General features: G+C 70.8%; 16 protein-coding genes and 1 pseudogene. 7 read left to right on the top strand and 10 right to left on the bottom strand.

Features of this window, described 5'->3' with window-relative positions; translation table 11 throughout:
• Positions 1-7: 7 nt before the first annotated feature.
• The 9 genes and pseudogenes from ABZ923_RS23245 to ABZ923_RS23205 all read right to left on the bottom strand — a co-directional run bounded on the left by ABZ923_RS23245 (position 8) and on the right by ABZ923_RS23205 (position 11,626).
• Positions 8-769 (bottom strand): hypothetical protein, encoded by a 762-nt coding sequence (locus ABZ923_RS23245; protein ID WP_361474929.1) that lies wholly within the window; start codon positions 767-769, stop codon positions 8-10.
• A 1,039-nt stretch (positions 770-1,808) separates the two neighbouring features.
• Complete coding sequence (locus tag ABZ923_RS23240) at positions 1,809-2,276, bottom strand: phage tail protein (RefSeq protein WP_361474927.1); 468 nt, start codon at positions 2,274-2,276, stop codon at positions 1,809-1,811.
• Positions 2,269-2,454 (bottom strand): DUF6760 family protein, encoded by a 186-nt coding sequence (locus tag ABZ923_RS23235; protein ID WP_361474996.1) that lies wholly within the window; start codon positions 2,452-2,454, stop codon positions 2,269-2,271. Before ABZ923_RS23235 ends, ABZ923_RS23240 begins: the two co-directional genes overlap by 8 nt.
• A gap of 56 nt (positions 2,455-2,510) precedes the next feature.
• Positions 2,511-2,786: pseudogene (locus ABZ923_RS23230) on the bottom strand (hypothetical protein); the annotation flags it as partial.
• Between the two features lie 2 nt (positions 2,787-2,788).
• Positions 2,789-3,223 (bottom strand): phage tail protein, encoded by a 435-nt coding sequence (locus ABZ923_RS23225; protein WP_100829481.1) that lies wholly within the window; start codon positions 3,221-3,223, stop codon positions 2,789-2,791.
• A 58-nt stretch (positions 3,224-3,281) separates the two neighbouring features.
• Entirely contained in the window at positions 3,282-4,865 is a 1,584-nt protein-coding gene (locus ABZ923_RS23220; RefSeq protein ID WP_361474925.1) for a phage tail sheath C-terminal domain-containing protein, read from the bottom strand.
• A gap of 24 nt (positions 4,866-4,889) precedes the next feature.
• On the bottom strand, positions 4,890-8,759 hold the full coding sequence (locus ABZ923_RS23215; RefSeq protein WP_361474923.1) for a DUF4157 domain-containing protein: 3,870 nt from the start codon (positions 8,757-8,759) through the stop codon (positions 4,890-4,892).
• A 150-nt stretch (positions 8,760-8,909) separates the two neighbouring features.
• On the bottom strand, positions 8,910-9,692 hold the full coding sequence (locus tag ABZ923_RS23210) for a DUF4255 domain-containing protein (RefSeq protein WP_361474921.1): 783 nt from the start codon (positions 9,690-9,692) through the stop codon (positions 8,910-8,912).
• A gap of 14 nt (positions 9,693-9,706) precedes the next feature.
• Positions 9,707-11,626 (bottom strand): ATP-binding protein, encoded by a 1,920-nt coding sequence (locus ABZ923_RS23205; protein WP_361474919.1) that lies wholly within the window; start codon positions 11,624-11,626, stop codon positions 9,707-9,709.
• A 215-nt stretch (positions 11,627-11,841) separates the two neighbouring features.
• On the opposite strand from ABZ923_RS23205, the gene ABZ923_RS23200 reads away from it, so the two are divergent.
• Genes ABZ923_RS23200 through ABZ923_RS23190 form a run of 3 tightly spaced genes read left to right on the top strand, consistent with a single transcriptional unit; the run spans position 11,842 to position 16,731 of the window.
• Complete coding sequence (locus ABZ923_RS23200; RefSeq protein ID WP_361474917.1) at positions 11,842-13,506, top strand: NlpC/P60 family protein; 1,665 nt, start codon at positions 11,842-11,844, stop codon at positions 13,504-13,506.
• A complete protein-coding gene (locus ABZ923_RS23195; RefSeq protein ID WP_361474915.1) occupies positions 13,481-15,280 on the top strand; it encodes a dynamin family protein in 1,800 nt (599 codons plus the stop codon). Before ABZ923_RS23200 ends, ABZ923_RS23195 begins: the two co-directional genes overlap by 26 nt.
• Complete coding sequence (locus ABZ923_RS23190) at positions 15,277-16,731, top strand: dynamin family protein (RefSeq protein ID WP_361474913.1); 1,455 nt, start codon at positions 15,277-15,279, stop codon at positions 16,729-16,731. Before ABZ923_RS23195 ends, ABZ923_RS23190 begins: the two co-directional genes overlap by 4 nt.
• A gap of 63 nt (positions 16,732-16,794) precedes the next feature.
• Here ABZ923_RS23190 and ABZ923_RS23185 read toward each other — a convergent pair whose 3' ends face one another.
• The gene (locus ABZ923_RS23185) at positions 16,795-18,186 is read right to left on the bottom strand and encodes an Hsp70 family protein (RefSeq protein WP_361474911.1); all 1,392 of its coding nucleotides are present in this window, start codon (positions 18,184-18,186) and stop codon (positions 16,795-16,797) included.
• A 208-nt stretch (positions 18,187-18,394) separates the two neighbouring features.
• Between ABZ923_RS23185 and ABZ923_RS23180 the strand changes: the two genes are divergently transcribed.
• Genes ABZ923_RS23180 through ABZ923_RS23165 form a run of 4 tightly spaced genes read left to right on the top strand, consistent with a single transcriptional unit; the run spans position 18,395 to position 25,290 of the window.
• Positions 18,395-19,381 (top strand): MoxR family ATPase, encoded by a 987-nt coding sequence (locus ABZ923_RS23180; RefSeq protein ID WP_361474909.1) that lies wholly within the window; start codon positions 18,395-18,397, stop codon positions 19,379-19,381.
• Positions 19,382-19,388: 7 nt separating this feature from the next.
• Positions 19,389-20,534, top strand: coding sequence for a DUF58 domain-containing protein (locus tag ABZ923_RS23175; protein WP_361474907.1), 1,146 nt, complete (start codon positions 19,389-19,391; stop codon positions 20,532-20,534).
• Positions 20,510-22,798 (top strand): transglutaminaseTgpA domain-containing protein, encoded by a 2,289-nt coding sequence (locus ABZ923_RS23170; RefSeq protein WP_361474905.1) that lies wholly within the window; start codon positions 20,510-20,512, stop codon positions 22,796-22,798. The genes ABZ923_RS23175 and ABZ923_RS23170 overlap by 25 nt, the downstream gene beginning before the upstream one ends.
• Positions 22,799-22,803: 5 nt before the next feature.
• Entirely contained in the window at positions 22,804-25,290 is a 2,487-nt protein-coding gene (locus ABZ923_RS23165) for a PKD domain-containing protein (protein ID WP_361474903.1), read from the top strand.
• Positions 25,291-25,381 lie beyond the last annotated feature (91 nt).

Here is a 25,381-nt window from a genome sequence, read left to right as displayed (position 1 = left end):
TGCCCCCTCAGAATGTTCCCGCGTACCGGCCGCCGCGCCGTTCGAGCTGATGCAGCACCCGTTCCTCGACCGCTCGCACGATCTCGTCCAGCGACGGCTGTCCTGCGGGGGCTGCGAGGCCGCGCCGTGCGCCTGGAGCCTCCGCCGCGCCGGGTGCCGCGGTGGTCGCCGCGGTCGTGTCCGCGGCGGCGGACCCGGTCCGGAGCGACGTACGGGCGTCGGGCGCCCCGCCCGTGTATCCGTCGGCGCCACCGAAGGACGGCGTCCCCGCGGTCGCCGCCGTCCCCGCCCGGTCCGCGGTGGACAGCGCCCGCTCCACCTCCTCGCGCACCGCGTCCCGCGCCGCCCGGGTCGCTGCGTCCACCAGCGCCGTCGCGCCCGCGGAGGCACCGCCGACCGGCAGCACGTTCGCGAGGCCCCCCAGCCCACCGGTGACGGCGCGCCGCACGGCGAACCCCGCTGCCTGCGCGGCGCGTTCGTCCGCGTCGGATGTGCCGACGGGGGCCCGCAGCGAGAACCTGGGCCTGAGGAGGGGGCTGCGTGCGTGGCTCAACTCATGGGCCAGCAGGGCGGGATCGGCCCGGCCGGGCTCGGCGGGCAGATGCACGGTCGTCCGTGTGGTCGCGCCGTGCGCCCCGGCGGCCGTCAGGGCCAGACGTGTCGCCGGGCCGGTGGTGTACGTGGCGGTGGTCGCGCCGGTGACCGCCTGGACCAGCGGGAGCAGCCGGCCGGGGAAGGCCCGCGGGGACTCCAGCGGTGAGCGGGCCACCGCCGCTTTCCAGCGTGCTTCGGGGGTCCCGGCCGTGAAGGGCCCGGCTCCGCCCGGGGAGGCCGAAGGCGACGCCCCCGGGGATGGGACGGTCCCCGGTTCCGCCGCATGCGGAGACGCGTACGGGCGTACGTACGGGCGCAGGGCCGACGAGCCGATCCCCGAGGCCCCCGGGAACGCCCCCCGGACCGGACCGTGGGCCGGCCCCGGGACCCGTACGGGCACACCTGACGATCCGGCTCCCGGGAGCGTCCCCGGATCCGTTCCTTCCGGCGTCCCTCCCGCAGCCGACACGGCTCGGCCCGCGCCGGGCGCGGGACCGCGCACCGTCACCCATCGCGAAGCCGCCACCGGCCCCGCCGACGCCGATGCCCCCCACTGCCCGGCGGTGTCACCGTCCTGCGCCCGTGACACCGCGCCGGGCGGACCGGCCCCGGCCGGCCGCAGCCCCCTCATGCCCTGCTGACGCCCCGTCAAGGGATGTCGCTCCGCTGCCACGGGACCGGCGGAGGCGGCGGCGGACGGCCTGTTCCGCCGGGACCGGGAGCCCGGGGCCGGAGTGATCGGGCCGCGCGACGGCGGGGTCGGCACGATCTCCGGGCAGAAGCCGCCGCCCGCGGGCGGCACCGCGCCCCCGCCGAGCACCCGCAGCCGCTCCACATCGCTGACCCCGCCGACCACGGGCCCCGGATCGGGTGCTCCGGCCCTGACCGACATGATCCTGGCCGGCCTCCCCCCGGACGGTGGCACCGGTCGGCCCCCACGACCCGCGAGTCCTCTGCGCGCCGTGTCCCCGAGGCTGAGCAGCCCACGTGGTGCGACGGCGGACCGGCTGGCCGTATGAGCCCCGGCGTCCGCCGTGCGGCCGGGGCGCCTGCGGAGCAGGAGGGCCCGGCGGACGAGCAGCAACCACGGTGAGCGGACCGGCAGACCGGGCACGTGCTGCCCGGCCGGCGTCGGTCCCACCGGCCTCCGCGCGAACCACCGGGCGGTCCGTACCGGGCGCCGGGCCAGGGAGGACCGCCGGTCCGGCAGGCCGCTAACGGTGCCCCTCCATGCGGAATCCACAGTGGGCCACCTCCAACTCCTCGACGACGAGGTCCTTGGAGGTCGCGGCCAGCCGCGGTCCGGTCCACTTCACCGGGAAGGCGCCGGTGAACTTCCAGGTCGCCACATCACGCCCCTTGGCGTCCTTCAGGGTGATCGCCCCATTGCGGTGCGTCAGCTTGTTGCCCGCCTTGGCGAATCCCTCGCCCGAGCTGGCGGCGAACCAGGCGAACAGGTTGTCCGCGTTGGTCATGCCGCGTTTGAACACCAGGTTGGGCCATTTCATCCGCCCCGGCAGCTTGTGCGTGTACTGGTTCTGCCCGCCCTCGGCGTACTCCTCCACCTCGATCGACACCGTCAGCCCGGCGACCTCCGTGAACGTCCCGATGTCCAGGTCGTCGACGGTGAACACGAACCGGCCGGCCCAGGGCGGATCCGTGGTCCGGTCCTCGCTACCCATTCATGATCCCCTCCCACGATCGTTCGTTCAGCACGGCGACCTGCCGGAGAAACCGGATCCGGTCGCCGTGTTCGAGTGCGAGCAGTGCGTCGAGGCTCCAGTGCAGGTGGTACGCGAGATACGTGATCTCCTGCCAGAGCTCGTCCTCCGCGTATCTGCCTAGCCCGCCTCCAGCGATGCCTGGGGGAAAGGGGCGCCCGGCTCCAGGTCCTCCAGCACCGAGGGATCACCGAAGTTGATCACGCGGTAGAAGTCCTGGAGATAGGCGAAGTCGCTGGCGAACATGCGCTCCACCACGCTGGTGTTCACCCGGGGCAGCGTGCCCAGTTCGGTGATCACCCGGGCGAGCACGATGACCGTGCCGTAGGACTCGTTCTCCTTGACCCTCGGGTCACGCAGCGGTTCGATCTCGTCGCGCGCGCAGGCCAGCCGCATGACACCGGTGCGGTGCAGCGTGCCCTCCTCGTCGACGTACCCCTTGGGCAGCGTGAACGGGTACTCGGTGTGCAGGCTCATTTGACGCGGACCAGGCCCTCGTGCGTGATGACGACCTTCTCGGTGGCGATGTCGTTGGCGCCCGCGTCGAAGTCCGCGCCGCTCCACTTCGACGGCCATCCCGCGACGAACTCCCAGCGCGCGACGGTCTCGCCCTTGGAGTCCTTGGCCAGGATCGCGCCGTTGCGACGGCCCTTGTCGACATCGCCCTGGATGATCTCCTTGCGCCAGTTCCACAGCACCTGGGAGACATCGATCCGGCGCTCCAGGGTGATGTCGGACCACTTCATGGCACCCGGCTGCTTCCGGATGATCATCTTGCCGTCCTTGTTGACTTCCTTGTACTCGATCGTCTCGGTCTCGGACTCGATGCCCGAGACCTTGCGGAAGCTGCCGACCTCGACGCTGTCGATCTCGAGGACGAACGTGAACGTGGTGAGCAGATCAGACATGCCGCATTCCCTTGTCTACTGGCGCTCTTGTGGTGGGGTGCCGCGGATCCCGTGCGGGTCATTCGCTGGTGGTGGCGCCGCCCTGCCACTGGCTGATCCTGAAGATCACGTACTCGGCGGGCTTGACCGGCGCGATGCCGACATCGACGATCAGCTTGCCCTCGTCGATCGAGCTCTGCGGATTGTTGGTCTCGTCGCACAGCACGAAGAAGGCCTGCTCCGGGGTGGCACCGACGAGCGCACCACGCATCCAGAGGTTGTGCAGGAAGGCGCCGATGGTGCGGTTGACCCGGCCCCACAGATCGCTGTCGTTGGGCTCGAACACCACCCACTGCGTGCCGCGGCGGATGGTCTCCTCGATGTAGATGAACAGCCGCCGTACGTTGATGTAGCGCCAGCTCTGGTCCTGGGACGCCAGGGTGCGCGCGCCCCAGATGCGCAGGCCGTTGGCGCCGAAGGAGCGCAGGCAGTTGACCTGCTTCGGATTCAGCTCGTCCTGCTCGCCGGTGGTCACGTCGGTCTCCAGCCGGGCGATGCCCCGGATGACCTCGTTGGCAGGCGCCTTCCAGACTCCCCGCGCCCCGTCGGTACGCGCCCACACCCCGGCCACATGACCGCTCGGCGGGACGGTCAGGAACCGCTCACCGTTGGTCGCGCCGGGCCGGGCCTTCGGGTTGGCGACGACGACATGCGGGTAGTACGCGGCGCCGAACGCGCTGTCCGTGCCGAGCTGTTCGCGCCAGGCCAGGGCCTGCTGGGCGTTGCGGCCGGGCGGTGCATCGAGGATCGCCATCATGGAGCGCTTCAGCTCGCACCAGTCGACCAGCCTGCGCTGGGCCGCGAGGTACAGCTCCTCGTCCAGGATCCCGTCCTCCCGGCGGCACACCGTGATCAGGTCCGGGACCGCCACGATGGACACGTCCTCGGCGATCGCCAGTCCCTCGTACCCGGTCCGGGTCGTCTCCGAGCCGGCCAGATCCGCCGGGGTGGCGGTGACGGCGGCGGGGGAGCTGGGCTCGATGGCGTAGACGCCGGGGGCGGGCATGCGGTCGGCGGGGGAGAGGCCGGGGACGGTGCGGGCCTCGACCCGGATGAGCTCGGACTGGTCGTTGACGACCTTGACGACGTTCTGGGGGCCCTTGCCGAAGGTGAGGTTGGTGAAGTGCTCCCTCGTCGTGCCGTCCCGGCTGACCTTGATGGCGAAGCTCTGCGGATGCTCGCCCTCTGCGGGGGGCTCGGTCTCCACCGCGACGTCCAGCACGCCGCCGGCCTTGCGGGCCTCCACCACCAGCGACTCGACCTCGGGCCGCCCGGCGGCGGGGAGCGCGCGCTGGGCGGGGCCGGTGGAGCCCGTCGGGATACGGACGATGTAACAGCTGCTGCCGCCGTTCTCGAAGAACCCCTTCACGGCATGGGGCAGCACGATGTCCGGCGCGAACCCGCCGTACACCCGCTCGTACTGCGGCCAGCTGGTCACCAGCTGCGGCTTGACACCCTCCGGGTCGGTGGCGTCGCCGTTGTCCGGGTCGTACGTCTCGGTGAACCCGACGAATGCGGCGACGGCGGTACCGACGCCTTGCAGCGGCATGGAACCGCTGACCTGCTCCTCGACGTAGACGCCGGGAGCCCCCCCTACCGCCATTCCGATCTCCTGTTCTGGTGGGTATTACGCTTGGTTCTTGCGCTTGAAATCCGGTCCAACCTTGCGCTGGTAGGTCGCGAGCCCGGGGAACTTCCGCTGGCGTTCCTTTTCTTTCTCGTTGTTGCACCGGGCACACAGGCCGCCCCAGTTGGTCTCCAGGGCACTCCAGGAGCGGCGGTTGGCCTGGTCGGTGTTGTGCCCGGGCTTCGCGAAGTCCGAATGCCGTTGATCGCCGACGTTCCAGTGCATCACCACCTCGGTGATGTGGTCGACCTGGATCGGGCTCGCCGGAATTTCCTGTGTGCCCTTTTTGAATCCGACCCGGTTGGCCAGGTGAGCCTCCGGCTTGCTGTAGTCTGACGGCCCGGTGTAGGTGTGCCCGGGGCAGAGGTAGGTCTCTTTGTGGTTGTAGAAATCCTCGTGCGGGGCCACGCAGTATTTATCTGATACGCCGTTCTTGGCCTCGACATGGGCATCGAAGAAATTCTGCGCCTTGGACTGTAGTCCGGGAATGGGCAGGTAGTAGTACTCGCGGATGTCGATGCTGTCGTTGATTTCGTTGCCCACAACCTCTTGATCCATTCGGAGGTCGCTGATGTTGAAGACTGTTCCGATGCGCACGATTTCCGGGATCAGGGCGTCCAATTTCTGACGCATTTCGGCTGAAACCTGGCGTTTGTACTCGGCATCGTCGAGCATCGTTACTTCGTCAATTTCCTCAGCCTGTCCCGTCAACTGAGCGTCAATGTGATTGAGCTGTCTTGTAGCCTCGGGATCGTCGGCGACGCGGGGATCCATGAGTGCCATCATGACCTTCAGATGGACGGAGTCCCGATGGTAGGACGCCATCTCGACCGCCAAGTGCCCGTTCACGACCTCGGCGTACAGGTGGTGGGATTCGTTCTCGATGAAGAACTGTTTGGAGACTTCTGGAATATTCACCGGGGGTGTCCCCGGCTGGGCTGGTTGTCCGCCGGTGCCGGGGCCGGTGCCGGTGAGGGCATTGAGGGCGGCTGTGCCCAATTGCATGGCCTTGTCGAAGAGCCAGTCGAGGGCTTCGTCGACGAGTTGGCGCAGGCCCTTGATGATCTCCACCACCTGCTCCGGGACGTTCCCGATGCCCACCTGGTTGGCGAGGAAGCCGATCGCCACCGGGACGGCGTCCGCGAAGCCCTTGGTGATCTTTTCGGCGCCAGGCTGGATGTTGCCCTTCGCCACGTCGGCGATCGTCCGGGTGTACTGGTCGACGATCTGGAGGATCTCGCGGATGTACTCGATCGCGGACTGAACCGCGTTGAAGAAGGCCTGGCAGCTGCGGACGACCGCCATGATGCCGGTCGGGTCCAGCATGGAGACGAGCCTGGTCACGGCCTTCTCGATCACCTGCTTGGTGATCCACTCCATGGCCATGTCGAGCACGGTGTTCCACAGGTCACCGAGTTTGTCGGCCACGTAGTGGTAGATCGCCGGGACGCCCTGCTCCTGCACGTCCTTGATGAAGGCCCAGGCGCCGGTCAACGCGTCGATTCCGGCACGCAGTTGCCCGACCTTCTCCTCGCCGATGCGGGCGCCCAGCTTCTGCCACAGGGTCTCCGCGCTCACCCCGAGGACCTGGAGTGCCACGTCGAGCATGGTGGAGGCATTGAGCTCCGCGGGGATGGTGATGCCCATCTGCCCGAGGCCGCGCGTCAGCCACTTGCCCAGCCCCTGGAGCAGATACGTCCCGATGCCGTCGATGAACCCCAGGAAGCCGGTCTTGAGGGCCTGCAGCATGCTGAGCAGGAACCGGACCGGGTCCTTCTTGATGTCATCGATGGCCTGTGCGACGTTGCCGATGATGTGCCCGACCAACTCGGCCGGGAAGTTCATCAACTTGATGATCAGCGTGACGACGACTTCCAGGACGACGCCCACGAACTCGACGATCCGCGACAGCGGTTCGCCGAACCGGTGCAGGATGCGCTGGAACGCCCCGACGGGGTCGAGCAGATCCTCCAGGGACAGGGTGTTCCAGATGCCCCGGAAGGTGTTGACGATCAGGTCGGCAGAGATGCCGAGCCGGGCCAGCTCGCCTTCGATGCGGGCGGCGGCCTGGCCGATCACGCCGGACTCGGCGAGCCGGCTGTAGGTGGCGTCGCCGTCGGGGAGCAGGCTGATGAAGCCCCGGATCAGGTTCTCCGCGGTGCGCGGCACGGCCTCGCCGGTGAACGGGTTCTGGCCGATGATCACGGTGAGCAGGGGGAAGCCGTGGATACGCCGGGCGTGTTCGCCGAGCGGGCCGAGGAGGGACTGCTTGACCAGTTCCAGGGCCTTGGTCCTGATCGTGGCGCCGAAGGCGAGGATCCGGCGGGCGAGGGCGGCGGCCCGCTCGGCCAGGTCGGGCAGTGTGTCCAGCAGCCGTGGCAGGTTCTGCGGCTGGATCGCCCTCCAGGCGTCGGTGAACAGCTGCACCAGGTCGTTCTTGATACCGATGAACGTCGCGAACTGCGTGTCCAGCCAGTCGGCGGCCTGCTGGAGCGTGCCACGTTCGCGTAGTTGCTCGAGGGTCCGTTCCTTGCCGATGAGCTTCAGGAAGTCGGCGAGGATCTCCACGGTCGGTGCGTTGACCTCGGTGCCGCGTAACGGGTCGTGGTGCAGCACCTTCTTGGCCAGCTCCCACACCGGCCGTACCTCGGGCCGTTGCAGCAGCGGCTCGGCCACTTCGGCGATGACGGCCCGTACCGACTGGATGACCTGGTCGACGAGTTCGGAGACCGCGGCGCGCGCGTCGGCGAGGACGGCGTCGAGATGGCGGTGGACGACCGCGACATTGCCGTCGATGCCCGCGGTGACCGAGAGCTCGTCCCAGGCCTTCTCGACCTCGGCGACGATCCTGCTCAGGGTCAGATGGTGCGCGGCGAGCCGGGCCTGGACCGCGTCGAGCACCTCGTCGACGACGCCAATGGTGCGCAGCAGCCGCCCGGTCGCCTCACCGAAAGGCCCGAAGGTCAGGACGGACTCGACGAGTTGCTCGGGGCCGGCGTGCACCGGCTGGTGCGTGATCGGGTCGCTGCCGATGACCTGGGTGAGCATGGTGTAGCCGGGGATCGCGGACACCGCGGACTTCACGCCGTCCACGATGAAGTCCGGTACGAGGTCGTCGAGCAGTGAGGTCTCGCCGCCGGCCTCCCGCGCGACCTCCACAGGTCCTGCCGCCGGTGCTCCGGCCGCCCGCTGGATCACGGGTGCGGCAGGAGCCGAAGGCCCGGGCGCACCCGCCCGGTTGACCGTCAGGCGCTCACCCGGCCCGTCGGCCCCACCTCCCGGCCCCGCGTCCGCCGACTCCCGTACGCTGCGCAGCGTCCGCGCGGCGGCGTACGCGACCTGCTCGTCGCGGTCCTGCGGCTCGCTGACCAGCAGGCCGGGGGCCGCAGCCCGCCCCTGCACGGGACCCGACGACTGCTGCAGGGTGTGGGTCAGCTCGTGCGCCAGCAGTTCGTACCCGTCCGGCGTGGACGGCTTGTATTCGCCGGTGTTGAAGAAGATGTCGATGCCGCTGGTGAACGCACGGGCCCCCAGTAGACTCGCCAGTTCGGCAGCCTCGGCGTCGTCATGCAGGCGTACCTCCCCCAGCGGCTGCCCGAATCCGCTCTCGGCCTCCGCGCGCAACGCGGGGGGAAGCGGCTTGCCGCCGCCCTTGAGGGCGGTGATCCGCGCCGCGACGTCGGGGCCGGCAGAGGGTACGGAGTCGCCGGATTCCAGCAGCCGCGCCACCATCGCGTTGCTTCCCCCCGAGACCGGCAGCACGGCGTGGGCCGCACCGGCCGGGGCGCCCCCGGACAGCAGCCTGCCCACCGCCCGCATCGACACCACCGGCGTACTGCTTGCGCGCGAACGCTCACCCGCCGAGCGCACATCGGCGACACAATCAGGTGTTGACGACAAACGGCGTCCAACCGGCACACGGACAGTATGGTCATGTTCCCTGACTCTTCGCAGGACTTCCCGCAAGATGCGTTTTCGTCCGTTTGAACGGGCGTCTGAGCACCGGCTCCCGCTCCGGGATCAGTCGTCGGAATCCCCGGGATCGGGGGTCCACACGACCGGTCCCCGCTCCGGGACCACGCCTTCCCTCCGTTCGGCCGACACCTCGTCACCGGGGTGGCCCGGCACGAGGAACGTCTGCTCGTCGCTCACCCTCGCGGTGCCGCGCGGCGTGGTGATCAGCGTGCCCTCGGGCTCGTCCGTACGACCGGCGACCAGCTCCCGTTCCCCCACGCGGACACCGTCCTGCATGGTGCGGATGACGTAACGGTGCACATCGGGTGCGGCCTCGGCCAGGACGGCCGCATCGACGGTGGTGGTCACCAGCACATCGAGTCCGGGCTTGAGCTGGCCGCCGAGCGCGGACCAGAAGTCCGAGTTGTCCTGGCCGTCGCCGGCCGCGATCTCGACCGACGGCAGCGGCCGCAACTGTGTCAGCGCCCCGGGCAGATGCTCGGCACCGATCTCCTGGTGCATCAGCAGCGCGGTCATCACCCGGCCGAGCAGCGAGTGCTCGTCGCGTACGTCACTGGTGAACGCCGTGATGAGATACCGGCAGTCGACCCTGGGCAGCGGCCGGCGGCGGTGCTTGCGTCCTTCCGCGTCGACGACCGTCTCCATTCCGCCCTCACGCTGTCCGAGGTTGCGGCGGACGTCCCAGAGATACAGATTGATCGTCGGTCTGCCGGACGTCCTGGCCACCCACTCCCGGTCCGGCGCCTCGAACGCGATCGCGATGTCCTTGCCCAGCGGCACCGTGGCCCGGAGAAACGACTCCAGGGCCCGGTCGAGCAGATCGAGCAACGGATCCCTCCCCCTCATTCATGTGCGGATTCCACCAGATCGAAGTACCGGCCGAACTCCGCTTCCGTGCACAGCCGTCCGATCTTCTGGAACTCGCTGCGCAGGGCGAGGACCACCCGTTCCATGGTGATCGGCCCGCTGTCCCCGGCGGCCCGGAACGCCGCCCCGAGCGCGGCGTTGCGGATGGTGCCGCCCGTGATCCGGAACTGTCGGGCCAGGAACTCCAGATCCAGTTCCGACACCGGGGCGGAGTCCGGGAACGCCCGCTGCCAGATGCGGCGGCGATCGGCCTCGCCGGGAGCCTCGAAGTCCACCCCGACCGAGATGCGCCGCAGAAAGGCGTCGTCGATGTTGCGCCGCAGGTTCGTCGCCAGCACCACGATGCCGTCGTACGACTCCAGCCGCTGCAGCAGATACGCCACCTCGATGTTGGCGTAACGGTCGCGCGAGTCGCTGACCTCGGAGCGCTTGCCGAACAGCGCGTCGGCCTCGTCGAAGAACAGCACGAGGTCGCCCGCGGCCGCCGCCCCGAAGATCCGCTCCAGGTTCTTCTCGGTCTCCCCGATGTACTTGCTGACCACCGACGACAGACTGACCTTGTACAGATCCAGTCCGAGCTCGCCCGCGATGATCTCGGCGGCCAGTGTCTTGCCGGTCCCCGACGGCCCGGAGAAGAGCGCGACGACGCCGCTCGACGGCAGCGGTGGGAAACCCCACTCCTGGTAGACCAGGGAGCTGTGCTGATGCCGGGTCACGATCTCGCGCAGTCGACGGGTCTGGTCGGCGGGCAGCACCAGGTCGTCCCAGCCGCGCTGCGGACTCACCCGGACCGCGAGCCGGTCCAGATGCCCTCCTGCGAGACGGCGGACACCGGCGGGCAGCTTCGATACCCGGCCGCCGGCCGCCGCAGCGACCAGTCCGAGCTGATCACGGGTCAGGCGTACGCCCGCCTCCGGGCCGGTGCCGAACGCGGCCTCCCAGTCAGCGGCGTCGGCGGCTGCGGAGTCGACCCGCAGCTCCGTGAAGGCGCGACGCGGCAGCACGTCCAGCGGCAGCTCCGTACCCGAGCTCAGCACCCAGGTCAGATGGCCGGCGCGGTCGATCCGGTCGCGCGTCTCCGCGTCCGGGGGCCCGGCCAGCTCCAGCACCACCGCCAGATCGCCGATCGTGGCCTCGCGAACCAGCGCCTCCCAGGCGGCGGGACCGCCCGGTACGGGGCCGATCAGCATGCCCTGACCCGGGCGGTGGTCGGTCACCGCGCGCAGCCGGCTGGCCGCGTCCGGGCCCGACACCAGGAGCAGTTCCGCCGCGGCGCTCCGGGGACCCCTTGCCGGCAGGCGACGGGTGCCGGGCGGGAGGCCGGGATCGGGTGCCTCGCTCCCGGCCAGCGCCCAGATCACCCGGTCCGCCGGGGCGAGCATCCGGGTGGCCCACGGCCCTTCGGCGCCGACGCCGACGAGCGCGGCCGTGAGCAGCCGGGATCCGTGCGCCGCGGCGCTTGCCGAGCCGAACATGCGGGTCACCGTCGACAGGGTCAGCCTCGGCAACTGCACATTGTCCTGGATGTAACACACCAGCTTCATCCGCGCCGGTGAGGCGTCCACCGCGCACACCACGGCGAGCAGTTCGGCCTGGGGGACCGTCAGCCCGGCGCGGCGTACCAGGGTGGTGAAGGCGTCGTCGCGGTCACCGTCCAGTGACGCGGCGAACAGCTCTCTGGCCGCGGCCAGTCCGGGCGCCAGATGGTCGCGCACGCCGTGCACCGCCGAGCGGTCGGGTCCGTCGAGACCGGGGAGCGTACGCAACACACGGTCGAGATCCTCGCGGGCGACATAGAGCCCGGCGAAGTCGCGGGGCGAGACGCCCTCGCCCACCCGGCAGATCAGCGCCTCTCGCTGCAACAGCGTGTCCGCCAGCACTGTCCGGGGCGCCACGGCCTCGGACTCGTACGGCTCGTGCGCCGCGCCTTCAGACCTGTGCGCCTCGTCCGCCGGAACCACTCTCCCCAGCCCGTCCCCCGAGCCACGTGAGCTCGTCGCCCGACCCGTGTGGGCGTCATCGTAGCGCCGGGCATGCGACGGATATCACGAGAGAACATCAAAAGGCGGACTCTTGGGTGGAGTGCCCCTCACGACCGTACTCTGGCGACATGCCCCGCTTCTCCGCAGAGCAGATCTACGCCTTCGCCCGCCAAGCAGGCTTCTCCCCGGACCAGGCCACCACCATGACCGCCGTCGCCCTGGCGGAGTCGGGCGGCGACAGCCGGGCGTACAACCCGGTCGGGGAGGACAGCATAGGGTTGTGGCAGATCAATGCGCGTGCCCATCCGGACCTGTCCGAGCGGTTCGACCTCCACGACCCGGTGGACAACGCCAGGGCGGCGTACCAGATCTCCCGGCACGGCGGCGACTTCTCGCCGTGGACGACCACGCATCATGGCTCGTCCGCCCGTTACCTGCGCTTCCAGGAGGAGGCCCAGGCAGCCGCGGTCGCCCACGGCGACGGAGCCGGGCTCGGCGTCTGGACCGGCACCTCCGGGTACGGCGATTCCCGCAGCGCCGGGTCCGACGACGGGCAGTGGTCGGTGCCTCCGGACGCCGGGATCACGCAGCCCGCGGTGATCCCGGCCGCGGACCACGGCACCACGGCGAACGCGGAAGCCGGCGCTGCGGGGCAGGCCACCGTGTCGGCCGACCGCCTGGGCGCCGAGTACGGTATCCCGCTGGAGAACGGGGTGCCGGACACCGGCCGGGAGTACGGGCTGCCCCTGCAGACGGCCGGTGCCCCCGAAGCCGTCACCGCGCAGCCGGCCGGGTCACCCGTCGGTCGGCCGGACGGCGCCACCGAGACCGCAAGGGTGCAGCCGGCAGCGCACGCGGACGACGGCAAGCTGGACCGGTTCGTCGAGGCGGCGCTCGCCCAGAACGGGGACCGATACACCTACGGTGCCGAGACACGCCCGGGCGATCCGAACCCGAACGCCTTCGACTGCTCCGAACTCGTGGAATGGGCCGCGCACCAGGCCGGACTGCACATCACCGACGGCGCGTCGGCACAGTACCGGCAGCTCCACCACGCGGGCACCGAGATGTCCGTCGAGGACGCCATCCACACCCGAGGAGCACTGCTCTTCGAGTTTTCCAGCGACCCGCTGACCGGCGAGCCCTCCGGCCAGCACGTGGCGATCAGCCTCGGCGACGGACGGACCATCGAGGCGGCCAATCCCCGGGCCGGCGTGGGCATTTTCGAGGCCGGCACCAGACGCTTCAACTACGCCGCCATGATTCCCGGCACCGAGGGCGGCGGCCCGGACGCGGCAGCACCGGCCCAGCACGCGACCGCCGTGGCGGCACCGGAGGAGCACCCGACGGCCGAGCCGGCCCATCCGGCCCCCCAGCCGTCCGAGCCCGCTCACACGGCGGGGCCCGCCACGGCCTCGTCCCCGTCCCACGCGCAGGCGGACGGTCATGAGTACAGCGCCGAACCCGCGACCACGGAGCCCGACGACTTCGATCGGCGGCTGGCCACCGACCCCTTCTCCCTGGACCACGACACGCTCCCGGCCAGCCTGGAGTTCACCGGCCCGACGGCGCCTGCCGTCGTCCCGGGGCAGCCCGACGCGCCGACGGCGGACCCGCATGAAGCGGCCCTGGCGGAGGCGTCTTTCACGGATGACGCGGGGACCGGCGGGTTCCACGACATGGGCGGCTTCGACGACGCACCGCACGCCACTGTCGTCCATGTGGACCTCGGCTCCCACCACCATGGCGCCGATCCGGACCTCGGCCATGACGTCGCGCACGGAGGGCACTGACCGCACCGTGGTGACGACCGATCAGCAAGCGCGCCGGCTGCTGGCCGAGGCCATCGGCGAAGCACACCGCAACGGCAGGCCCGACCTCGCGGCCCGGCTCGAGGGCGAGGCCCGCGAGTTGAGTTCGGGGCCGTTTCAGGTGCTCGTCGCCGGGGAGTTCAAGAAGGGGAAGAGCAGCCTGGTCAACGGGCTGGTCGGGGTTCCGGTCTGCGGCACCGACCCGACCGGCTTCACCACGGTGCCGGTGCTGGTCGGTCACGCCGCCACCGCCCGTGCCGGACTGGTCACCTCGGTCGACGCCGAGGGCACCATCCCCGTCGACCCTCGCGAGGTGGCCGGGTACTCCACCTCGGGGGTCGACGGCGCCGGGCGCCGGCTGGCGGCGATCGAGGTCGGGCTGCCGCGCACCCTGCTGTCGACCGGCCTGACGCTCGTGGACAGCCCGGGAATCGGCGGTGGGTTCGCCTCGGCGCAGGCGTCCGCCGCGATGCGGGCCGTGTCACTGGCCGACGCCGTGCTCGTGGTCACGGACGCGAGCCAGGAGTTCACCGCGGCCGAGGTCGAGTTCCTCCGGCATGTGATCGAGACCTGCCCGAGCACCCTCTGCGTACTGACCAAGACCGATCTGTACCTGGACTGGCGGCGCATCCTGGAGATCAACCGCAGGCACCTCGCGACGGCCGGGCTGAGCGTGGAGATCGTGCCGGTGTCCGCCCGGCTGCGGGAGCTCGCGCTGGACTCCGGGGACGCCGAACTCAACGCCGAATCCGGTTTCCCCGTCCTGGTGGAGCGGCTGCGCTCACGGCTGGCCGGCAGCAGGGCCTCGGCGTCCGGACGGGCGGTGGCGGTCGTGGCCGACACCCTCGGGCAGATCGCACACACGCTGTCGGCGGGCGGGCGGGGAGAGGGCCGCCGCCGAGCCGAGCTGGCCAGACAGAAGGCCGTGCAGCTGGCCGCCCCGACGGCACGCTGGATGAACCTGGTCAACGACCGGTTCGCCGACGTCAACGCCCGCACCCGCAACGAGCTGCAGGACCGGATGCTCCGGCTGGAACAGGAGGCGGTCGCCCGGGTCAACGCGCTGGACCCGCTGCGGGAGTGGGACGAGTTCGTGCCCTGGCTGTACCAGCGGACGAACGAGGAACTGACCGACTGCCACCACCGCATCCTCGCGGCGATGGAGGAGCTGGCAGCGGACGTGGCCAACGCGTTCGCCGACGAGTCCGGAGAGATCCTGCGCGCTCCCCGCCCCGGACTGGTCGGGGCCAGCGCCAGCGTCCGGCTCGGCACTCCGACCACCAAGGCCGCCGGCCGGATCGAGGTGGGCATGCAGGCCGCCCGCGGCTGGTCGCTGAGCAGTTCCGTCATCACCACCCTGCTGATCACCACCCTGCATCCGGCGCTGTGGGTGCTGCTGCCCATCACCGCCACGTTCGGCACGGTGTTCGCTGTGAAGTCCGTACGTGACCAGAAGACGGCACGTATGGAACAGTCCCGGCGTGAAGGGGTCGCGGCGGTGGTCAACTACCTGCGCCAGCAGCACAGTTTTGCTGCCGGGGCAGGGGCCGAATTGATCCGCACCTGTCAGATCCGACTGCGCGACTACTACCTGGACCGCGCCACCGAACTCCGCGAGACCACCGAACGCAGCTACTGTGCGGCGACCTCCGCCACCCCGCCCCCGCCCGGGGAACTGAGCCGGGTACGGACTCTGCTCGACTCCGCGAACTCGGTGGCGGACCGCTCCGGGTTCCCGAGGAGGCGGCACCCATGAACCTGATCACCGCGGTGGGCGAGCTGCTCGGGGAGGCGCGACAGGCGTACCGGGGCCGGCCCGGGGAGGCGGCCGTCGAGGCCGTGACCGCGCATCTGGCGGAACCGCTGAAGGTGGCGATCGCCGGACGGGTGAAGGCCGGCAAGTCGACCCTGCTCAACGCCCTGGTGGGACAGCGGGTCGCGGCGACCGACGCCGGCGAGTGCACCCGGATCGTCACCTGGTACAGCCACGGTGACCACCCCGCGGCCTGGGCCGATCCGAGGATGGGCGAGCCGGTCCCGCTGACCCCGACGGCGCCGGTCATGCTCCCGCCGCGCATCCGGATCGAGGAACTGGACCGGCTGCGGATGCAGTTGCCCGCACCGTGGCTGGCGTCGATGACGCTGATCGACACCCCCGGCACCGGGTCGCTCACCCTGACCGCGGGCGCCCGCACCGAGCGGTTCTTCAGCCGGCCCTCCGACGGCGGCACGGTGGACGCGGTGCTGTATCTCATGCGTCAACTGCACTCGTCCGACGTCGACTTCCTTCGGATGACGGCCGACGCCGGAGCCAACGGCGGCAGTCTGGTGACCGCGGTGGGCATCCTGTCGAGGGCCGACGAAATGGGCGGCGGTGCCGATGACGCGCTCACCCACGCCGACCGCATCGCGGCCGACTACCGCGGCAACGGCCGCGTCCGCTCACTGGTGCACACCGTCGTCCCGCTGGCGGGACTGCTCGCGGAGGCGTCCGGGACGATGCAGCCCAGGGAATTCGCAGGACTGACCGCGCTGGCCGGGGCAGGCCCCGTGGCCACCGCGCCGCTGCTGGTCTCCACCTCACGGTTCCTCGACCCTGCCAGACGGGTCGTCCTTTCCGGCGCCGACCGGGAGGCGTTGCTGCGCAGGCTCGGCCTGTACGGGATCCGCTTCGGGCTGCGTCTGCTGGCGGACAACCCCCGCCTGACCCGGGAGGAGCTGTGCGTGGCGCTCGCCGAGCACAGCGGACTGACCAGACTGCGCACCCTGTTGTCGTCCCAGTTCGCCGAGCGTCGCGACGTGCTCAAGGCGGAGTCCGCGCTGCGCGTCGTCGACACGGTCACCAGCGCCGATCCCATTGCGGAGGCGGCCGTGCTGCGCAGGCGCATGGAGCAGGTCCGGGTGAACGCCCATGAGTTCACGGAGATCCGGATGCTGACGGATCTGCGCACCGCCCGCATCCCCGCCAAGGCCGCCCAACTCGACAGGATGGAACGCCTGCTGGGCGGTGAGGGCATCGGCGTCACTGCCCGTCTGAACCTCCCGGCCGCTGCGACCGGGGACCGGATCCGCGAGGCGCTCGCTGTCGAACACGCCTACTGGGGGCGGCTGGCCCGCCACCCCCTCACCAAGCCGGACCTCGCCCGCGCCGCGACGGTCGCGGTCCGCAGCTGTGAGGTGCTCGCCGCGCGGCACGAGGCCGAGTGATGACGAGGGCGGAGCCGGGGGCCGGCATCCGGTTCCTGCACAGGGGACGACGGGCGAGGGGAGTCACAGGGACCCGAAGGCGAACAGCGCGATCAGTACCAGCACCGCCGACACCAGCAGAACGACGAGGAGTACACCGAGCCGGCCGCGTCCGGTTCCGTCGTCCACCCGGGTCCGGACCGTGACGGTCTCGTCCCCGCTGGTGACCCGTGGAAGATCCCGGAGCGGATACTCGGGTACGTGCACCTTGGTGTCGGTGGCCGTCGTCAGGCCGGTGCGCTCCAGGTCGGTGATGACGGTCAGTTCCGGGCCCTGTCCGGGCGTTCCCTGGGGCTTCGGTGCGCGCACCGAAGGGACGAGGACCTGCGGCTCCGTCACCGTCCGCCTGGGCGCCGCGGCGATCGCCGCGCCCAGGCTCACCACGTGCTTGGAGTGCGCGTCGGTCTTGACGGAGACTCCCAGCTCGTTCTCCAGCAGCCGGGCGACCAGGGGGATGCGGCTGGACCCGCCGACCAGCAGCACGGCGTCGAGCTGATCCGGCCGGACGCCCGCCTGATCGAGCACATCGGCGAACATGCCGATCGTGTCCATGAGCATCGGGCGGATCAGTGCCTCGAACCCGCGGCGGGTGATCTCCACGTCCCGCGACACACCCGGCAGCCGGACGTGCACGACCGCCTCCGGCAGAGTGGACAGCACCTCCTTGGCGGCGATCACATCGGCCTGCAGCCGCAACAGGTCGGCCTCGACCGCGGGATCGTCCGGGTCGAAGCGGCCGGCGGCTCCGGCGATCTCCTCGACATGGTCCATCAGCAGCGCATCGAAGTGGATGCCCCCCACATGGTCGTCACCGGCCGGTTCACCGACGATCTCCACACCTGTCTCGGACTTGCGCACCAGGGTCGCGTCGAAAGTGCCCCCGCCGAGGTCGTAGATGCCGATCAGGGCGCCGGGGCGCACCGGCACGATGCGCTGCTGGGACACGTAGAACGTACCGGCGGCGATGGGCTCGGGCAGCAGGCCGACATCGCTGAGCCCCGCGATGGAGGCCGCGTCGACCAGTGCCTGGCGCCGGTGCCCCTCCCACCCGGCTGGATGGGTGAGCACCACATCACCGGGCCGGGCCCCTTCGAGTCCGGCCACGGTGTCCAGCACCCAGCGCAGCAGATGACCGGTCAGTTCGTGGGGCGGATATCCCGTCTCTCCCACGATCACCGGATAGTCCTCGCCCATCAGCGGTTTGAAGCGCTGGGCCATGCGCTGCGGGTCCGTGGCGCCCTTGAACCGCGCGGTGTCCCCGACGAGCAGTGTGCCGTCTGCTGTCCGGTACAGCACCGACGGCACGAGGTCGGAGCCGTGCGAGTGCTGGCCGAGCGGCACCGTCTCGGCACGACCGCCGCGCCACAACGCGGCGCCGGTGAAAGTGGTACCGAGATCAATTCCCAGAGGAAACATTCCGACCTTTCACTGACCCCTGCGAAATGGCTGAAACGGCCCGTCGCACTGCCTGACGTGGCATCATATGCACAAAAGCCGGGAGATGGCCGGAGTCCGGGGGGACTGCGCTCATGACGCGTGTGCGGTGGGAGAAGTGCGCGGTCACATCCAGGGGACGTCGCAGTGATCCGCACCTGCCAGTTGGGCAAGTATAAAAGGGGCACCTATGGCAATGCCCGTTGACCCGGGGGCGATCGACGCCTCCTGGGTGCAGCGTCGGGTCGACGACCTGATCCGCAACATCGAACAAGTCGTCCATGGCAACGCGCAGGTCGTGCGCAACGCCGTCGTCTGTCTGCTGGCCGAGGGACATCTGCTCATCGAGGGTGTGCCCGGCGTCGCGAAAACCACGCTGGCCAAGGCGATCGCGCATTCGATCAGCGGGCAATTGCGGCGGATCCAGTTCACTCCCGACCTGCTGCCCTCGGACGTGGTCGGCGTAAATATTTTCGACAACGGCAAGAAGCAGTTCGAATTCCATGCCGGGCCCGTATTCGCCAACATCGTGCTCGGTGACGAGATCAACCGGGCCTCGCCGAAGACGCAGTCCGCGCTGCTGGAGGCCATGGGCGAACGGCAGGTCACCGTGGACGGTGAGACCTACGAGCTCAATTCGCCGCACTTCGTGATCGCCACCCAGAACCCGTACGACCACCAGGGCACGTACACCCTCCCCGAGGCCCAGCTGGACCGCTTCATGATGCAGTTGCGCCTCGGCTATCCCAACCCGGAGCAGGAGGCCAGGGTCATCGGCGACGCCATCGCCCGGCGACTGCCCGAGCAGCTCACCGCGGTGACCAATGTCGCCGAGCTGACGAAGATGATCCAGGTCGCCCGCGCCACGCACGTCGCCGACGCGGTCCGCTCGTACATCGTCACGGTCGTCGGCGGCACCCGCGCCCTCAGGGAGAAGGTGCGCCTCGGCGCGAGTCCGCGGGCCAGCAACGCCCTTGCGGTGGCAAGCCAGGCCAGGGCCACCGTGGACGGCCGCTCGTACGTCACCGCCGACGACGTGAAGGCGATGGCGCACCCGGTGCTGTGCCACCGGATCATCCTCACCCCTGAGGCCTCGATCAAGGGCGTGACCACATCCGCGGTCGTGGACGAGATCCTCGCCTCGGTTCCGGTGCCGCAGGCGTCCGCGGGGCTGTGAGGCCACGATGCTGACCCGATCCGGGCTCGCGGTCGCGATCGCGGCTGTCCTTCTCCTGACCACCGGCGCTCTGCTGGACTACCCGGAACTGACGCTGCTCGGGTTCGCCTGCCTGATCGCCATCCTCACCGCGGCGCTGTGGATGCTCGCCAGACCGGATCTGCTGGTACGCCGGCAGATCCGCCCCAACCGGGTGTCCGAGGGCGAGGCGGCGGTCGGCGTCATCACGGTGACCAACGAGATGTCCCGGCGCTGCCCGCCGATCACGGCGTCCGAACGGGTGGCCGGCCGAAACGTCGGTGTGCCGCTCCCGAGCCTCGCCCCCCGGGCGAGCCACTCCATGACCTACGACCTGCCCACGTCCCGGCGCGGGGTCTACCGGGTGGGCCCGCTGACCATCGGCCACACCGACCCGCTGCGCCTGATGGCTGTCGCCAAGCGCTACGCCACCGAGTCGACGCTGTACGTGCATCCGCACACCGATCCGGTCCACCCGGTGCCCACAGGCCAGAGCCGCGACCAGGACGGCCCCACCTCCAGCCTCGCGCCGCAGGGCGGCATCGCCTTCCACAGCCTGCGGGACTACGCCTCGGGCGACGACTGGCGGCTGATCCACTGGAAGTCCAGTGCCCGCACAGGTCAGTTGATGGTCCGTCACAACGTCGTCCCCAACGAACCCCGGCTGATGGTCGTGCTGGACACGAGCGAGAGCCCGTACACGGAAAAGTCCTTCGAGGACGCCGTGAGCGCCGCCGCCTCGCTCTGCGTGGCGGCGATCCGCGCAGGGTTCCCGCTCGAACTGCGCACCACCGGCGGCAGGATGACCGCCACCGACCAGACCGGCGAAGGCCTCACACCCACCCTCGATCTGCTGGCCGGCGTCGAGCGCGACCGCCAGGACCCGGGTCTGGCCGCGCTGCCCTCGATGGTGCCCGAGCAGGGCGCCGTATCGCTCGGTGTCATCACCGGACAGCCCGAGCCGGCGATGCTCACCGCGCTGCCACAGGTGCGCTCCCGGTTCATGATGATCAGCCTGGTGCAGTTCGCCGACACCTACGCGGCGCCGCCGAGCGCACTGCACGGCGTGGTGTCGATGAACGTCCGCAGCCGCGAGGAGTTCGCCGTCACGTGGAACGAACTGGTACGACGATGAAGGCCGCCGCCCGGACAGGCGAGCCGGTCACCGCCCTGCACTACGCCGAACTCGCCCTGGCGACCCTCTCGGTGGCGGCCACGGCGCCGGCCTACGGCGAACTGTTCGCCACCAAGGGCCATCTGGTCCCGCTGCTGGCCACCACGGCGAGTGCCGCGGTGCTGGCCACCGTCACGGCGCTGCTGCGCCGGCGGACGCCCACGACCCTGCTCGTCGCGGCGGTCGGATTCGTCGTCGTGGCGGTCTACGCAGTGCTGACACCTACCCTCCGGCACGGCATCCCCACCCTCGACACCCTGGACACCCTGCGTACCGGCGTACTGCGCGGCTGGGCGCGGATACTCAGCGTGGGCCTGCCCGCCGATGTCTCCGGCGAGCTGCTGATGACACCGGCGCTGGTGCTGTTCGCCGCGGCGTTCGTCGCGGTGAGCGTGACCCTGCGCACCCGTTCGCTGCTCGGTCCTCTGGTGGCGCCGGTCCTCTCACTGGTCGTCGCGCTCCTCCTGACCGCCGCGCACACCGGCGACGAACTGACGCTGACCGGCATCCTGCTGGTGGTCCTGCTGCTGTTCCTGCTCATCCGGGCGGCACGCCTGGACCAGGTCGACGTCATGGCCGGAACCGACAGCAAAGGCTCCGTGCGCACCAGTGCGGGGCGGGCCTTGTTCGGTCTGCCCGTCGTGGTGATCGTCGCCGTGGTGGGTGTCGTGCTGGCCCAGGTGGTGCCGCTGGCCACCGGTCAGAACCGGTTCGATCCCCGGGACGTGGTGTCCGTACCGGTGGAGGTGGAGGACACCCTCACCCCGCTGGCGACCCTCAAGAGCCAGCTCGAGGAGAAGAAGCCACGCGAGCTGTTCACCGTCCGGGTGGACGCCAACCCCCTGGGCGGCCGTCTCGACCGGGTACGCACCGCGGCACTGGACACCTATGACGGTGCTCTGTGGACCTCCACGGACCGGTTCCTGGTCGCCGGGCGCACTCTGGCGCCCGACCCCGGGCTGATCCCCACCGCACGGGTCGAGCTGCATGTCGAGATCAAGCAGCTCGACCATCCGTACCTGCCCGCCGTCGGCCGGCCCGAACGGGTCACCGCCGGCGGAATCGGCTTCAGCGCCGACTCGGGCGTGCTGGCGGCCGGGCCGCGGACGCGCAAGGGCCTCACCTACGACGTGGTCGGCGCGGTACGGCCGCGTGACGGCGGGGCCAGGCTGGCGCTGCCCCGCCTGACGCCCGACACCAAGCGGTACACCGCCGTGCCCCCCGAGACGCCCCCCGAACTGACCCGGGCCGCGGTCGAGATCACCAGCGGCGTCGACGAGCCGTACGCCAAACTGGTCGCGCTGGAGAAACGGCTGCGCAACTCCCCGTACAGCCTGTCCGCCCGGCCCGGACACTCCTTGGACGCGCTGCGCAGGCTGTTCGGCGACGAACCGGAGGAGGCGGTCGGGTACGCGGAGCAGTACGCCGCCGCGTTCGTGGTGCTGGCCCGGTCCCAGGGCTTCCCGGCCCGCGTGGCCACCGGCTATGTGCTGCGCCCCGGCGCACGGAAGGGCAACACGTACACGGTCCGCTCCACCGACGCCTACGCCTGGGCCGAGGTCGACATGGCCGGATACGGCTGGATGGCCTTCGACCCGACCGACCCCACCCGGAAGCCGACCGACAAGCCGCACACGAGGAAGCCCGATCACGCCGGCGGCCAGACCCCCGACTCCTCGGACAGCAAGGCGAACGACCAGGGGCAGATCCCGAACCTCCCCGCCGCCGCCGACGGCCGGTCGGCGAGGGACTGGGCGCTGGTCGTCCTCGGGGTCCTGGTCGTCCTCGTCATCGTGCTCCCCGCGCTGATCGCCCTGGAGAAGTGGCGCAGGCGCCGTCGCCGGCGCACCGGTCCCCCGTCGCGGCAGATCGTCGGCGCGTGGCGGAACAGCACGGACCGGCTGACGGAGACCGGTATGACGCTGCCCCGATCGCTGACCGCCCTGGAGGTGGCGGGCCGGGCGGAACTCAGGCTCGGTGACACCGCCGCACCGGTCGCCGTGCTCGCACCCCTCGTCACCGAGGCGCTGTTCAGCCCGGTGGAACCCTCGCCCGAGGCGGTCGCACAGGCCTGGCAGGCGGACGCCGCGCTGCGCGCCGCGCTGCGCCGCAAGCGGGGTGCGGCGGCCACGGTGGCGGCGTTGTTCGACCCGCGTCCACTCCTCGTCGGCCGGCGGCAGAACCGGCAGTCGCGGCGCTCGCTGAAGAAACTCCAAGGGGGATAGGACACATGGCCAGGGCACGGATCGCGAGGGCATGGCTGGGGAAGTGGCAGTGGTCGCTGCTGACCGGGCGGCGGCGCGGCATGGTCGCCTGGACACTCGCCGGGGTACTCGCGGTGGGGGTCCTGGTCGTCGCGGGCGCCGGTGACGGTTATACGGCCAAGCGGCCACGGCTGCTCTCCGGCGCGGCATGGCTGCCCTCCACGAAGGCGGGCCAGCTCGCCCTGCTGGACGGCTCGACGGCCGAGGTCGCCGCGCAGGTGAAGGTCTCCTCGGGCGGTGGCGACCTGGATGTCGTCCAGCAGGACTCCCACGCCTATGCGGTCGACACCTCGCGGGGCTTCGTACGGCGCGTCAACGGCGCCACGTTGGCGGTCACCCCCGCCCTCGCCGGCGGCGCCCCGGGCGCCAGGCCCGTCCCCGACGCGGGCAAGGGACTGCGCGTGTTCGCCGGCCCCGGCGTGCTGTACGCGGTGGACGCCGAGCACGGCGTCCTCGTCGAGACCGACCCGGTGACCCTGACCCGCCGCGGCGATCTGCAGCCCCTGGCGGCCGACGCGGCCCCGGAGTCCACGGTGCTCGACGACCGCGGCGCGCTGTGGGCCCTGGACGACCGGACAGGGGACTTGAACATCGTCAGGGCCGGGCACCGGGTGACCCGGCGAGGCGTGAAGGCTCCCGGTCCGGGTCGGCTGGTGGTGGCGGGCGGCGCCCCGGTGCTGGTCGACACGGCGGCGCGTACCGCGTCGCTGCTGGACCGGGACTCCGGTGAACCGACCTCGGCCGTACCGCTGGAACTGCGCGACGGGGACGAGGTGGCGATCAGCGGCTCGCCGCATTCCGCCCGCCTGTATGTGGTGTCCCGGGGCGTGCTGACGATCTGCCGGCTGAAGTCCACGAACTGCGGCCGCGCGATCAGCCTCGGCCGCTCCGGTGACGGTTTCGGTGCGGCGGTGGAGAACGGCGGGCGGCTGTTCGTGCCCAACTACGTCACCGGCCGGGTGTGGATCGTCGACCTCGCCACCTCGAAGGTGGTGGCCCAGCCGGAGGTACTCGACCCGCCGACCCGGTTCCAGCTGCTCACCCGTGACGGTGTGGTGTTCTTCAACGATCCCGCCAGCGAGCGGGCCGGCATCATCCGGCTGGACGGCGACGTCCTCAAAGTGCCCAAGTACGACCCCGGCAACCCCGAGAAGGGCCTCACCGAGCGACCCGACGACGAAGGCGGCTCCTCGCCCGAACAACCCACCAAGCGGCCGGACGACCCGAAGTCGCGCCCGGCCCCGACACCGTCCTCGGACGTGAGCGTGCCCCCCAACGCCTCACGGCCGCCGAACCCCGGCGGGACACCCCCGTCGCACCCGTCCACCACCGGGGGCCCCGACCCCGCGCCGTCGACCGGTCCGTCAGGACCGTCCAGCCCACCTCCGACGACCTCACCACCTCCGACGACCTCACCGCCGCCGACGACCTCACCACCGCCGGGCCCGCCGACCGTGTCCGTCTCCTTGTCCGCAACGACCGCGACGACAGACGAACCGGTGACGCTGCGGGCCACCGCGCCGGCCGGCAAACCGGCCCCGACCGGCGCCACGTGGGAGTTCGGTGACGGCAAAACCGGCTCCGGAGTGCTCACCAGCCACGCGTGGACGAACCCCGGCACCTTCCAGATCAATGTCACCGCGACGTTCCCCGGCGGCCGGACGGCGGTGGCCGCCGCCTCGGTGCAGATCACCGAACGCCCGGTGCTGACCGTACAGACACCCCTCGGCGGCAAGGTCACCGGCGCAGGCATCGACTGCGCACCCACGTGCACCAAGGCCGCCGATCCGGGGGAGACGATCACGCTCACCGCCCAGCCGTCCACCGGATTCCGGGTGCGCGGCTGGGGCGGCGCCTGCTCGGGTACGGCGGCCACCTGCGTGGTGACCATGGACGCCGGCAAGACCGTGTCGGTCCAGTTCGCGAGGGACTCGGTGGCGCTGATCCCGCTCGCCCCCACGGCCGCGTGGCGAACGGGGGCGGGCTCCATCCCCTGGAGCGGCACCTCGGACGTCAACGGCGGCCCGGACGCGAACCCCGACGGCTTCGCGCTGCTGCGGCCGGCCGGAAGCTTCGCGCTCGAGGACAACACCGACCCCGAATACCTGGAGACTCATCCGCAGTGGGTGAACAACGGCTGGATCGAGGGCGACTTCACCCTGCCCGTGCCGGTCGTCCCGGGCGACCGGTTCCGTACCACGCTCGGCTTCATGGCGGTTGCCAACCCGCCGTCGGCGGGCGAGGCCGACTTCGTCGTGCTGGCGGTGTTCCCCAACGGCTCGGTGCTGGAACTCGGCCGCACGCACGACCGCGGTGACGACCGGGTCATGCGCCCACTGGACGTCGATCTGAGCGGAGCGGTCGGTGCTACCAAGATCCGCCTGCGGGCCGAGGCGGGCGCGAAGGCGGACCAGGACTGGTGTTCCTGGGTGAACCCGAGGGTCGAGGGCTAGGCCGTGTCCGCAAAGTCCCTCCTGCCCCGCGACGCCTGGCACGCACTCTCGCCGCACCGGGCGCAGACCCAAGTACGTCCAGTACGAGGGA

Origin of the sequence: Streptomyces sp. NPDC046881, assembly GCF_040645015.1 — a bacterium.
Taxonomy (GTDB): Bacteria; Actinomycetota; Actinomycetes; order Streptomycetales; family Streptomycetaceae; genus Streptomyces.
This window is presented reverse-complemented; position numbering and strand designations above follow the sequence as displayed.

Bases quoted from the DNA above. Each gene is read 5' to 3' on its own strand.
- ABZ923_RS23240 (WP_361474927.1), bottom strand. From the start codon at position 2,276: ATGGGTAGCGAGGACCGGACCACGGATCCGCCCTGGGCCGGCCGGTTC.
- ABZ923_RS23225 (WP_100829481.1), bottom strand. From the start codon at position 3,223: ATGTCTGATCTGCTCACCACGTTCACGTTCGTCCTCGAGATCGACAGC.
- ABZ923_RS23220 (WP_361474925.1), bottom strand. From the start codon at position 4,865: ATGGCGGTAGGGGGGGCTCCCGGCGTCTACGTCGAGGAGCAGGTCAGC.
- ABZ923_RS23200 (WP_361474917.1), top strand. From the start codon at position 11,842: ATGCCCCGCTTCTCCGCAGAGCAGATCTACGCCTTCGCCCGCCAAGCA.
- ABZ923_RS23195 (WP_361474915.1), top strand. From the start codon at position 13,481: ATGACGTCGCGCACGGAGGGCACTGACCGCACCGTGGTGACGACCGAT.
- ABZ923_RS23190 (WP_361474913.1), top strand. From the start codon at position 15,277: ATGAACCTGATCACCGCGGTGGGCGAGCTGCTCGGGGAGGCGCGACAG.
- ABZ923_RS23185 (WP_361474911.1), bottom strand. From the start codon at position 18,186: ATGTTTCCTCTGGGAATTGATCTCGGTACCACTTTCACCGGCGCCGCG.
- ABZ923_RS23180 (WP_361474909.1), top strand. From the start codon at position 18,395: ATGGCAATGCCCGTTGACCCGGGGGCGATCGACGCCTCCTGGGTGCAG.
- ABZ923_RS23175 (WP_361474907.1), top strand. From the start codon at position 19,389: ATGCTGACCCGATCCGGGCTCGCGGTCGCGATCGCGGCTGTCCTTCTC.
- ABZ923_RS23165 (WP_361474903.1), top strand. From the start codon at position 22,804: ATGGCCAGGGCACGGATCGCGAGGGCATGGCTGGGGAAGTGGCAGTGG.